Source organism: Nostocoides jenkinsii Ben 74 (assembly GCF_001046875.1).
In the GTDB taxonomy this organism is placed as follows: Bacteria; Actinomycetota; Actinomycetes; order Actinomycetales; family Dermatophilaceae; genus Nostocoides_A; species Nostocoides_A jenkinsii.
Window position 1 is genome coordinate 1,151,914 of record NZ_HF571038.1, and the last position, 10,440, is coordinate 1,162,353.

Here is a 10,440-nt window from a genome sequence, read left to right on the forward strand (position 1 = left end):
GCGTGTAATACCCCCGCCACTGGGTCTTTCTGTGGAAGGTGCGGACGCGCCATACCGGAAGAATCGATCGCCCCACCGCCACCAGTGGTGCACCTGGCCAAACCGACCACACCGGCAGACTCGTGGGAAGGTGACTGGGCCGCGGCGCCCCCGGTTGCGCCCCCGCCGGCGGGGTCGTCGCGAAGCGTCGCGACGATGGTCATCGGCGGCGCCGCCGGCCTGCTCTTCGTCCTTGCGGCGGCGCTCGGAGGGATCGTCCTGACCCGCCAGCACCCGGGCGGGCGCGCCTCCGACTCGGCGGCGCTGGTGCCGTCCACGTCCGCCCCCGTGTCTACCGAGTCGAGCAGCCCGACATCCGCCGCACCCGCCACCTCCACCCAGACCGTCACCGTGACGGAGCCCGCGACGTCAGAGGCGTCGGCCACCACGTCGAGCGAGACGAGCGAGTCACCGCCATACGAAGAGCCGCTGGACCCGGACGCGGAGGCGTTGGCGACCTTGCAGTCGAACCGGGAGAACACTTTGGCGTGGCTCCACCTCGACGACCGGTGGGTGCTGCAGTTGTCGAGCAAGATGGACGGGTCCGTCGATGAGATGCAGTATGCCGAGGACGGCGGTCACGTCTTTCACTACCCCGACATCCTGGCCGAGCATGAGCGCACCAAGGAACTCCTCGATGGCTTCGGGATCGGCTCGCTGACCCTGCTCGGCAGCGACTTTGGTCGGCATAGCGCGGACGAGGGGCGGATCTGGGTTCTGCTCGCCGATCCAGGGGGCATCTCGTCGGCCGCCGAGGCGACGCGCCGCTGCCAGGACCTTTATCCCGGATTCTCGGGCGATCTCTTGGAGGATCACTGTGTTCCCCGCAGACTGTCCCCACCCTCCTAGGCACCGGGCGTGACCGTACCCGCACAGGTCAGCAGCCTCATCGTGCGTACCCGCGATGGGGAGAGAATTCTGGAGACCCCCGATCAACTTGTCGTGGGTCGAGATCCGGCGGCCGGATTGACGATCGCCGATCCCGGAATTTCCCGACGCCATGTGCGTCTGTTCTTCGACGGCGGCTGGATGGGTGAGGATCTGGGCAGCCTCAACGGGACCTGGATCGGTGGTCAGCGGATCAGCCGCGCCCTCGTCAGCGGAACCACCCACATTCGCCTCGGGGAGGCCCCGCATGCCCCAACGGTGTCCGTGGTGCCCGGCCAACCGCAGGTGCATACGTGGGCGGCGACCTCACCGCAGCTGCCCGACCAGCACGCTGCCCGGCACTCGGTGGCGTGGGTCATCGGTCGGGATCCGCGCTGCGACATCGTTCTCGATGAGCTGCTGGTCTCCCGACGTCACACGCGCATCAGCCCGCTGGCAGGCGGTGCGCTGGCGGTGGAAGATCTCGCCAGCGCCAATGGCACTCTTGCGACGGGGTCCCCGTGGGTCGCGCGATCGTGCGCCCCGGGCAGTTTCTGGGGGTCGGCAGTTGGACGTTGCGCTGGGACGGGCAACTCCTCACCCGGATCGACAACCGCTCGCGGATCGCGCTCAGCGTCCGTGGCGTCGACTTCCGGCTCCCGTCCGGCAAAGCGCTCTTGGACCGCGTCGACGTCGACTTGGCGGCGGGGTCGCTAACGGCCGTTGTCGGCCCCTCCGGAGCCGGCAAGTCAACGCTGTTCAGCGTCCTCACCGGCGCTCGAGGCACCACGGCGGGGGCCGTGACCTATTAGGGGCTGGATGTTCATCGACATCTCGGGGTGTTGCGGCACCACATCGGTGTGGTCCCGCAAGAGGACCTCATCCATCGCCAACTCACTGCACGCCAGGCGTTGCGGTATGCCGCGGAGCTGCGTTTTCCGGCGGACGTCGCGCCGGGTGATCGGTTGGCGCGGGTCGAGGCGACCATCGCAGAGTTGGGCTTGATCGAGCACGCGGACACGGTCGTCGACCGGCTGTCCGGTGGTCAACGGAAGCGCACTTCCGTCGCCATGGAGTTGTTAACACAACCCTCACTGCTGTTTCTGGACGAGCCCACCTCAGGCCTTGACCCCGGGCTCGATAAGTCGGTGATGACGACCCTGCGCGAGCTCGCGACGGGTGAGCGCACGGTTGTGGTGATCACGCATAGCGTCGCCAACCTCGGGGTGTGCGACAACGTCCTCGTCCTCGCCCCAGGGGGTCTCGTTCTTCGGTCCACCTGAGGACGTTCTGGCCTACTTCGGGGTGACGGACTACGCCGACGTCTTCTCGCTGGTGGTTCGCGACCCGGAAGCTCGGCAACGCCACTTCAGGAGGCCCCAGGCGCACGAGGCGCCGAGCAGACCGACACACGCTGTCCGCATCGGCGTCGCCCAGGCATCCGCCTCGGGCAGGAGAGCCTGCGCGATCACGATGACCCCGACGGCGGCAAGCACCATGCCGAGCCCGGGGGAGTCGCGGCCATCGAGACCCGACGTGAGCGGAATGGTGCTGCGCAGGAGTGTGTAGCCGATGATCAGCCCCGCCGGGACGAGCGCGGCCAGGCAGACCATTCGCAACTGAGGTATCGATGCCTGCACCGGCGTGGCGAGGGCGGCGAAGCCGCCCATGATGGCCACGAGCACCGCGAGAACCGCCGGAACATAGGTCGACGAGCCGTGGTCATGGGACCAGTCGAAGGCCATGCTGAACGCCAGGAGCGCCACCCCGGTGAGTGGCCGGAGGATGCCTAGTGTCGTCATTGTGGACGAGCCACGCTCGACCATGGTGGGGGGAGCGGGTATCGGGGTGCCCACCCCGCGAGCCATCGTTGCCGCTAAGTTCTGCGCCGGGTGTTCCTGGTAAGTGACCGGTTGCGGAGCCGGAGGCGCCGATGATACTGCTTCGTTGGGCGGCTCGACCGGTTCAGCCATGGCACCGCAACGCGGACAGAAGGCGACGCGTGAGGTGAACCCAAAGCCGCATCGCGTGCAAAAGCCCACTGCTGACCCTCTTCCGGTATGCCGCGCGCCACCGACCGGCGGCCGAGGCCTCCATTCTCGGATCCCAAGGTGTTGGCGAAATGTCCCTCAGTGCGATGACACCCGCGCCGCTGTCGTCAAAAGGGACGACATGTTCCCGGTGATCCAAGCCCTCTAGCTTCATGACAGCGCCGTTCACGACAGCGCCGAATACAAGCGAAAAGGAGGGCTGATGCGTGCGATTGCCGCGTGCGTAGGGTCCTTGGGATTGGTCAGCGCCCTGGTCCTCGGCGGATGCTCCTCGCCGAAGACCCCGGAGTCGTTCTGCAAGGTTTATCACGCCGAGAAGGCGGCCTACCTTGAGAAGAACGCGGCGGCGCTGAAGGACGTGGAGGGTGAGAATGACCAGGGCACCGCAGCACTGAAGTCGTTGCTTGCCCTGGGCACGGCCTTGGGCGACATCGTGGTCCTGATGGACAAGCTCGCCAAGGCTGCGCCGGACGACATCGAGCCCGACCTTCGCAATATTCACGACCAGTTGCAGAAGCAGTTGGAGAGCGCCGGGGACAACATCGGCAATCCGCTCCAGGGTTTGGGCAGTTCGTTGGCGTCGGGGTTGATGACGATCGGGTCGTGGCAGCGATTCGACGCCTACGTACGGGACAACTGCTAGGCACGCGTCCACGCTGCCAGCGGGCGGACGCGAACCGGCCCCCCGCCTGATCAGGCGAGGGGCCGGTCGGGACATGCCGCGGGTTACCAGTGCGGGGCGTCCTGGGGGGTGGGTTCGGTGTGGCGGCCCCCTGCGGCGCCACTCCGTGCACCGCTTCGGCCGACGCCGAAGCCGTAGTAGGCGGTCGCGCCGACCGCACCGATGACAAGCCAGCCCAACGGGATGTTGAGGGTCGCGACGACGACGAGGGCGAACAGGACCGCTAGCGCGATCGCCTTGGACTCACCGCCGCGCAGTGCGCGCTCGGCCGGGAGGCGGCCGGCCGTGTCGGGGGTGAGGAGCCAGGCCCCGAGGTAGAGCGGGACCGCGACGCCGAACACGGCGAGCACGATGGTGCCGATGCGCACGACCTTAGGCGCGAGGCCGGTGCGGTCGGCGATCGAGGCGCAGACGCCGGCGACCTTGGCGTTGGTCGTGCTCCGGACGAAGGGGCCGCGGTGAAGGGCGGCGAGAAGGCGGTCGAGACCGGTCTCGGTGGTGCTTCCCCCCGGGAGGGCGTATGCCGCGTAGGTGGACTGGGTCTGGGTGCTGGTGTTCGTCGTCATGTCTCAACGATGTCCCGGCGTGGGGGTCGTGCGCATCGGGGTGACACCCTGGCCCGACCCCCGAGGCACCCTGACCCCATCCGGGCGCTGACCCCCACCACGCTGGCTCACCCCGCGGACGCAATAACGTGGGCCGGACGCAAAAGCTATTGCGTCCGGCCCACGTTATTGCGTCCGAGGCTCAGTTCAGGCGGTCCTCCGCCTGCTCTCCGGCGTCCTTGACCGCGTCCGCCGCGGTGTCGGCGGCGTTCTGGGTCGCGTCGGCGACGTTGTCGCCCGCATCGGACAACGCGTCCGAGGCGGCGTCGGCGGCGTCGGAGATCTCACCGCCAGCCTCGGCAGCCTTGTCGCTGGCAGCGTCCCTGAGGTCAGCGGCCTTGTCGGCGGCGGCGTCCTTGAGGTCGGCGGCCTTGTCTTTCACCGCATCGGCGGCCTCGGACGCCTTCTCCTTCGCCGCGTCGGCCGCGGCAGCGGCCTTCTCCTTGAGCGTGGCCCCAGCCGGGGCGTCGCCAAAGGTGGAGCGGCTCGCCGCGGCATACGGGTCGTCGGCGGGAACGGCCCACGGGTCGTTCTGCTGCTGCTTGCTTCGCACGACGAGGTATGCCGCGGCCGCCCCCGCGAGCCCGAGGGCCACCAGGAGCTTGGTCGAGCGCCCCGACTTCACCTTGGCGTCTCCCTTGAGGACGGCATAGGCGTCGGGGGCCCGGTGCGCCGCTTCGCTGGCTTGGTCCTTCGCCGCGATCGCGCCGGCTGCGACGGTGGCGATGGCGCCGGCCACCTTGGGCAGCACCTCATCGACCAGGGTCGACCGGGCGCTCTCCACGTGCGGGGCGGCCGCCTCGACACCGTGCTGCGCCGCGTCCCGCGCGACGGCGGCCTTGTCGCGGGCCACACTCCGGGCGTCGGCCGAGCGCTCGGCGAGCAGGGCCAACCCGGCGAGCGCCTGCTCGGCGAGGTTGTCGCGGACGTGTCCGGCGCGCTCGCCTGCGGCGCTGGCGTGGTCGGCGAGGCTGTCGCGTGCGGCGGCCGCCCGCTCGGCGGCGGCGTCGGCGTAGTCGCCGGCAACGGCCTTGGCTTGATCAGTCTTGGACTGCTTGAAGGGCATGAGAATCCTCCTTGGACGGGTCAACTGGTCCCATCCTGCCTTGATTTCGGTCGCCAGGGAGGCTTCGCGTGCACAGAGACATGTGAGAATTGCCCGCATGAAGGCGACTTTGCACACCAACCACGGCGACATCGTGGTCGACCTCTTCGACGCTCAAGCCCCGAAGACCGTGGCCAACTTCACCGGTCTGGCGGACGGCTCGAAGGACTACCAGGACGACGCGGGCCGCACGAGCCCGCAGCCCTACTTCGATGGCCTGACGTTCCACCGGATCATCCCGGGCTTCATGATCCAGGGCGGTTGCCCGCTGGGTCAGGGCGTCGGCGGTCCGGGCTACACCTTCGATGACGAGATCCACCCCGAGCTGACGTTCAACAAGCCCTATCTGCTGGCGATGGCCAACGCGGGCAAGCGCTTCGGCAAGGGCACCAACGGCTCCCAGTTCTTCATCACGGTCGAGCCGACCACGTGGCTCCAGGGCAAGCACACGATCTTCGGTGAGGTCGCCGACGAGGCGAGCCGCCAGGTCGTCGACGCCATCGCGGCGGTGCCAACCGGTCGTGGGGACAAGCCGGTCGAGCCGGTCGTTATCAACTCCGTCACCCTCGGCTGAGCCCCGCGCTTAGCGAAGGCATCACCCATTTAGGAGGCGGCCGGCCGTGAGCGAGCCCGCACCATACCCAGCGGGCCCGTCGGATCGTCCGGCCGGCCCCTCCGTCTGTCCCCGGCATCCCGACCGGGTGGCGTACGTCCGGTGTCAGCGTTGTGCGCGGCCGACCTGCCCGGAGTGCCAGCGCCCGGCCGCCGTCGGCATCCAGTGCGTCGATTGCGTCGCCTCCGCGGCGCAGACCGCACCCCGCACGCGCACCGTCCTCGGCGGCCGGCCCGGGGGTCCAACGCCCGTCGTGACGATGACCCTGATCGGCATTTGCGTCGTCCTCTGGATCGCGCAGCAGGTCTCCCCGCGCGTCTTCCAGGAGTTGGCCTTCGCCAACTTCCTCGGGGACTCCCAACCGTGGCGGTTCCTGACCTCGGCCTTCCTCCACGGCCCGGTTGTCCACATCCTTTTCAACATGCTCGCCCTGTGGATGCTGGGGCCCTACATCGAGACTCTTCTCGGCCGCGCCCGGTTCCTCGCGCTCTACCTCCTCAGCGCCCTCGGCGGGACCGTCGCCTACCTCTGGATGACCCCGGCCAACAGCATGGCGGGACTCGTGGGCGCGTCCGGAGCCGTCTTCGGGCTCTTCGGGGCCCTGATCATCCTGAACCGCGCGCTTGGCTATGGGACACAAGGGATTTGGGTCAATCTGGCGATCAATGCGGCCTTGCCGCTGTTCTATCCGCAGATTGCCTGGCAAGCCCACGTGGGTGGTTTTCTCACAGGTATGGCGCTCGCCTTCCTCTATTCCCGCGCGCGTCGCCAGGCGGCTCTCGCCTGGGCGGGAACCGCGGCCGCGGGGGTCGGCTTGGCCATCCTCGCCGCGTCCCGCTACATCGTCACCTGACAGCAGTCATCCCCAGGCTTATCCACACCTGGGGATGAATGACACCTCTGTAATTTCGCAGGCAGAGCCGGAGTCGAAGGGGCTTATTTCCAGCGAGTCGTCATCATGAAGCCGGACATCATCAGCGCGAAGCCAACCGCGAGGTTCCAACGGCCGATGGCGGGCACGGGATACGTCTGGTGCGTGATGTAGAACGTGACCACCCACGCCAGGCCGAGCAGCATGAGCCCGACCATCACCGGGGCAAACCACGCGGCATTGCCGCTGCTGACCTTTTGGGCGCGCTTCTCGGCCGGCGCGGTGTAGTTGGCCTTGTCGCGGTTGCGGGACTCGGGCACGGGTGACTCCTTGGGCGGGGCGAACGGACCTAGCCTAGGTCACGACCGTGGAACCCGGGCCGACCCGAGGGTCAGCGCGCCGACATACGCCGGGAAGTCGGTCTCGCCGAGGCGGGTCACGTCATACCCCAGACCCAGCGCCGGGACGTAGGTGCGGTATTTCGTCACCGCCTCATCCGCATCGAGCGCGCCGATCAACGCATCGGGGTCGCCCAGGGCGGTGATGACGAACGGCGGCGAATAGACCCGGCCTTGGAGGATCAGGGTGTTGCCGACGCAGCGGACGGCACTCGTGGAGATGATCCGCTGGTCCATCACCATCATCGCCTCGGCCCCGCCGCGCCACAACGCATTGACGACCGCCTGCACATCCTGCTGATGGACGACGATGTCGTTGACATTGGCCCAGTCCGGGAGTTGATCCACTGGCATCGGCGAATCGTCCAGCGCCACCGACACCGCCGGCCCGCGCATGGCCGTCGCCCCGGCCGCACGGGCGAGGCGTTCTCCGCGTGCGGTGAGGTCGGCGAGCGTCGCATTCACCGGCGCCTCGCGCGCGCTCAGGTCATCGATCTGGCGCCGGGTCGCGTCGACCTCCGCGGCCAGCCGCACATTCGCCAGGCTCCGGGCGCGGATCAGGTCCGGCACGCCCGTCGCCTCGGAGCGCAGATCGGTGCCGCGGGCGGCCTGGCTGCTCGCGGTGAACAGCAGCCCGGCCAGCAGGCCGATGACCGGAACCAGGACGCTCCACATCGTCGGCCGGTCCGCCAGCAGAGCCGGACGACTACCCCGGCGTATGCCGCGCATCACCCGTCCCGGGGCGGGTTCCGGACGGTCTCGATCCAGGCCCGCACCCGGTCCGCGGACTCCGCCACCGTCAGGCCGGTGGTGTCGATGATCTCGACCCGCCACCGCGGGTCATCGGGCCCCCAGCCAGCCCACCGGTCCCACATCATCGGCGCCCAGGCGTTCGAGGTGAGCACATCCCGTCGGTAGGTCGGGTCGGCGGCGTGGTGGCGGTGCCAGTCTGCTCGGGCGAGGAAGGCGTCCTTGTCCTTCGCCGACCACACCCCCGGATCGCGCTCCGCCAACCGGCGCAGGCGCTCCTCGTCGGACACATCGATCAGGCAGACGGAGATGCGGCCCATCAGCGCCGCGGTCGGGACGGCCAGCGCCTCGCCGAGCGGTGATTGCGTGGTCAGCAGCACGTCGACGCCGCGGTCCTCGGCCGCGACGGCCTGTTGCACCCAGGACTCCAACCCCTGTTGGCGACAGACGGCGTCGGCATCCTCGGCGACGACGGCATCAACGTCATGAACCTCGAGATTGGGCACGTCCGTGAGCAGTCGACCGATGGCCGACTTGCCCGAGCACGTGGATCCCGTCAGCAGCAGTAACACAGGGGGAAGTCTGTCAGGTCGCCGCCACGCGGCGAGCGACATCGTCGTCCGCGACCACCAGCGGGTGCATTCCCACCGACCGCGCGACGGCCGCGGTATCACCGCAGACGTCCAGCCAATTCGCGAGCAGTCGGTGCCCGCCGGTCGTCAGCACGCTCTCCGGGTGGAACTGAACCCCCTCCAGGGGCAACTCCCGGTGCCGGATCGCCATCACCACCCCGGATGCCGTATGCGCCGTCGCCACCAGTTCCGCCGGCATGGTCGCCGGCTCGATGGCCAGGGAGTGATATCGCGTCGCCGTGAACGGCGAAGGCAACCCGGCCAGCACCCCGCTGCCATCGTGGTGCACCTGCGACGTTTGGCCGTGCCGGAGTTCCGGCGCGCGGGCGACGGTCGCGCCATACGCCACCGCCAACGCCTGGTGACCGAGGCACACCCCCAGCATCGGCTGGCGCCGCGCCGCGCACGCCTGAATCATCGGGATGGAGCACCCGGCGTCCTCCGGGGTCCCCGGGCCCGGGGAGATCAACACCCCGTCGTATGCCGCGCCCGCCGCCGGCTGGATCTCGTCCGTCCTCGCTACGGTCACCTCGGCGCCCAATTGCTCCAGATAACCCACGATCGTGAACACGAAGCTGTCGTAGTTGTCCACGACCAGGATTCGCCGCGGCATACGTCAGTGCCGTCGGGCCGGGCGTCGCCGACGCGGGATGCCGACCAGCAGCACCCACGCGAGGCCACCGGAAACCAGGCCCGCCCCGGAGGCGATGACTGCCGGATGGGTGGCATCGCTCGGTTGGGTGCGGGGGGTGGCGGGCGGCGACGTGAGCCCGCCGCCGTCGGAGGACGACGAACTGTCGCTGCTGCTGCTCTCACTGGTCGAGGGCGTGGTCGTGATCGTCGTGGTCTCGGTGACCGGCCGGGAGCGGGCGACGACGATCGAGACGGTGGCGCCGACTTCGATTTTCCCGGGCAGGGGCTCCTGCCGGATGACCGTCCCCTCGGATTCGTCGCTGATCTCGCTGGTGCGGCTGACGATCAGGCCGAGGGAGTTGAGCAGGTCGCGCGCCTGGTCCTCGGTCTTGCCGACAAGATCGGGGAGGTCGATGCGCCCGCTGGCGATGGTCAGATCGACGGTGTCCCCTTCGTGCGCGTCGGCGAACGCGGCCGGTTCACTCGACACGACGCGTCCGGACTTCTGTAGCCGGGAGTCGATCCGCTCCACCCGGCCGAGGTTCAGGCCCGCGTCGGACAGGATTTTCTGGGCCGTGGACAGGCTCTTGCCGGTCAGATTGGGCACACGCGTCGCGGCCGGCCCCGTCGAGATCGTCAAGGTCACCAGCGAGCCTTCGCGTTGCTCGGTGTTGCCGGCCGGGTCCTGGCGTACGACGAGATCCTCGGCCACCGTGCGACTCGCCTCGGTGGTCTTGGCCACGTCGAATCCCAGGAGTTCGAGCCGGGCCTTGGCCGTCTCGTAGGGCTCATCGAGGACGGCGGGCAGGGAGACCCGCGCGGGGCGCGAGTCGAGATACATCTTGCCCACGACCCCCAGCACCGCCAGCGCGGCGACCAACAAGGTGAGGGCGACGAAAAACCCGCGTCGTGATCGCGGTCGCTCCAGATCGCGAGGGATATCCAAGGTGCTCGTATGCTGCTCGCCCACCCCCGGCGCGGCGATCGGCTGCGCGGTCGCCCCCCGGGCGTCGGCGGGAGTCGCTGCGCCGGGGGAGTCCACCCGGGCCAGGGACCGGCGCGCGGCGGCGCTGATCGGCATACCCAGGCGGGCGGCCTGCAGGTCGGCCCGGAACGCCGACGCGTCCTGGTAGCGGTCGTCGCGATTCTTGGCCAACGCGTGAACCACGATGGCGTCGAGCGCGTCCGGCACCG

The 10,440-nt window shown here is 69.0% G+C and carries 14 protein-coding genes and 1 pseudogene; 7 read left to right on the plus strand and 8 right to left on the minus strand.

What is annotated here, in order from left to right:
• The first annotated feature begins 195 nt into the window (after positions 1 to 195).
• From BN13_RS05285 to BN13_RS20890, 4 genes and pseudogenes are all read left to right on the plus strand, one after another.
• On the plus strand, positions 196 to 888 hold the full coding sequence (locus BN13_RS05285; RefSeq protein WP_157038453.1) for a hypothetical protein: 693 nt from the start codon (positions 196 to 198) through the stop codon (positions 886 to 888).
• A gap of 93 nt (positions 889 to 981) precedes the next feature.
• Positions 982 to 1,623, plus strand: coding sequence for an FHA domain-containing protein (locus BN13_RS20880; RefSeq protein ID WP_407667891.1), 642 nt, complete (start codon positions 982 to 984; stop codon positions 1,621 to 1,623).
• Positions 1,605 to 1,967: pseudogene (locus tag BN13_RS20885) on the plus strand (ATP-binding cassette domain-containing protein); the annotation flags it as partial. The gene BN13_RS20880 and the pseudogene BN13_RS20885, both read left to right, overlap by 19 nt.
• A 9-nt stretch (positions 1,968 to 1,976) precedes the next feature.
• Positions 1,977 to 2,189 (plus strand): AAA family ATPase, encoded by a 213-nt coding sequence (locus BN13_RS20890; protein ID WP_235434128.1) that lies wholly within the window; start codon positions 1,977 to 1,979, stop codon positions 2,187 to 2,189.
• A gap of 30 nt (positions 2,190 to 2,219) precedes the next feature.
• Here the strand turns inward: BN13_RS20890 and BN13_RS19925 are convergent, their stop codons facing one another.
• Complete coding sequence (locus BN13_RS19925; protein ID WP_201329052.1) at positions 2,220 to 2,708, minus strand: hypothetical protein; 489 nt, start codon at positions 2,706 to 2,708, stop codon at positions 2,220 to 2,222.
• Between the two features lie 451 nt (positions 2,709 to 3,159).
• Here BN13_RS19925 and BN13_RS05295 point away from each other — a divergent pair, with 451 nt between their 5' ends.
• The gene (locus BN13_RS05295) at positions 3,160 to 3,600 is read left to right on the plus strand and encodes a hypothetical protein (RefSeq protein ID WP_048545026.1); all 441 of its coding nucleotides are present in this window, start codon (positions 3,160 to 3,162) and stop codon (positions 3,598 to 3,600) included.
• An 83-nt stretch (positions 3,601 to 3,683) separates the two neighbouring features.
• Here BN13_RS05295 and BN13_RS05300 read toward each other — a convergent pair whose 3' ends face one another.
• Positions 3,684 to 4,205: a PspC domain-containing protein gene (locus BN13_RS05300; protein WP_048545028.1), complete on the minus strand. Its 522-nt coding sequence runs from the start codon at positions 4,203 to 4,205 to the stop codon at positions 3,684 to 3,686.
• Positions 4,206 to 4,386: 181 nt separating this feature from the next.
• Entirely contained in the window at positions 4,387 to 5,310 is a 924-nt protein-coding gene (locus BN13_RS05305) for a hypothetical protein (protein ID WP_048545030.1), read from the minus strand.
• Between the two features lie 97 nt (positions 5,311 to 5,407).
• On the opposite strand from BN13_RS05305, the gene BN13_RS05310 reads away from it, so the two are divergent.
• Together BN13_RS05310 and BN13_RS05315 are read left to right on the plus strand one after the other, a co-directional pair.
• The gene (locus tag BN13_RS05310) at positions 5,408 to 5,923 is read left to right on the plus strand and encodes a peptidylprolyl isomerase (protein WP_048545031.1); all 516 of its coding nucleotides are present in this window, start codon (positions 5,408 to 5,410) and stop codon (positions 5,921 to 5,923) included.
• Between the two features lie 298 nt (positions 5,924 to 6,221).
• Complete coding sequence (locus BN13_RS05315; RefSeq protein ID WP_235434129.1) at positions 6,222 to 6,815, plus strand: rhomboid family intramembrane serine protease; 594 nt, start codon at positions 6,222 to 6,224, stop codon at positions 6,813 to 6,815.
• Positions 6,816 to 6,898: 83 nt separating this feature from the next.
• Here the strand turns inward: BN13_RS05315 and BN13_RS05320 are convergent, their stop codons facing one another.
• The 5 genes from BN13_RS05320 to BN13_RS05340 all read right to left on the minus strand — a co-directional run.
• Positions 6,899 to 7,153 carry a cell division protein CrgA gene (locus tag BN13_RS05320; protein WP_048545037.1) on the minus strand — a complete coding sequence of 85 codons (255 nt, stop codon included), beginning with the start codon at positions 7,151 to 7,153 and terminating at the stop codon, positions 6,899 to 6,901.
• A 39-nt stretch (positions 7,154 to 7,192) separates the two neighbouring features.
• Positions 7,193 to 7,906: a DUF881 domain-containing protein gene (locus BN13_RS05325; protein WP_048545039.1), complete on the minus strand. Its 714-nt coding sequence runs from the start codon at positions 7,904 to 7,906 to the stop codon at positions 7,193 to 7,195.
• Between the two features lie 53 nt (positions 7,907 to 7,959).
• Positions 7,960 to 8,553, minus strand: coding sequence for a hypothetical protein (locus BN13_RS05330; protein ID WP_048545041.1), 594 nt, complete (start codon positions 8,551 to 8,553; stop codon positions 7,960 to 7,962).
• A 13-nt stretch (positions 8,554 to 8,566) separates the two neighbouring features.
• The gene (locus BN13_RS05335; protein WP_048545042.1) at positions 8,567 to 9,226 is read right to left on the minus strand and encodes an aminodeoxychorismate/anthranilate synthase component II; all 660 of its coding nucleotides are present in this window, start codon (positions 9,224 to 9,226) and stop codon (positions 8,567 to 8,569) included.
• A 3-nt stretch (positions 9,227 to 9,229) separates the two neighbouring features.
• Positions 9,230 to 10,440, minus strand: a 1,211-nt coding sequence (locus BN13_RS05340) for a PASTA domain-containing protein (protein WP_048545044.1), incomplete at its 5' end; no start/stop codon positions are given.

Excerpts from the sequence above, each read along its gene's own strand:
- BN13_RS05295 (WP_048545026.1), top strand. The coding sequence starts at position 3,160 with ATGCGTGCGATTGCCGCGTGCGTAGGGTCCTTGGGATTGGTCAGCGCC.
- BN13_RS05300 (WP_048545028.1), bottom strand. The coding sequence starts at position 4,205 with ATGACGACGAACACCAGCACCCAGACCCAGTCCACCTACGCGGCATAC.
- BN13_RS05315 (WP_235434129.1), top strand. The coding sequence starts at position 6,222 with ATGACCCTGATCGGCATTTGCGTCGTCCTCTGGATCGCGCAGCAGGTC.
- BN13_RS20890 (WP_235434128.1), top strand. The coding sequence starts at position 1,977 with ATGGAGTTGTTAACACAACCCTCACTGCTGTTTCTGGACGAGCCCACC.
- BN13_RS05325 (WP_048545039.1), bottom strand. The coding sequence starts at position 7,906 with ATGTGGAGCGTCCTGGTTCCGGTCATCGGCCTGCTGGCCGGGCTGCTG.
- BN13_RS05285 (WP_157038453.1), top strand. The coding sequence starts at position 196 with ATGGTCATCGGCGGCGCCGCCGGCCTGCTCTTCGTCCTTGCGGCGGCG.
- BN13_RS05310 (WP_048545031.1), top strand. The coding sequence starts at position 5,408 with ATGAAGGCGACTTTGCACACCAACCACGGCGACATCGTGGTCGACCTC.
- BN13_RS05305 (WP_048545030.1), bottom strand. The coding sequence starts at position 5,310 with ATGCCCTTCAAGCAGTCCAAGACTGATCAAGCCAAGGCCGTTGCCGGC.
- BN13_RS19925 (WP_201329052.1), bottom strand. The coding sequence starts at position 2,708 with ATGACGACACTAGGCATCCTCCGGCCACTCACCGGGGTGGCGCTCCTG.
- BN13_RS05335 (WP_048545042.1), bottom strand. The coding sequence starts at position 9,226 with ATGCCGCGGCGAATCCTGGTCGTGGACAACTACGACAGCTTCGTGTTC.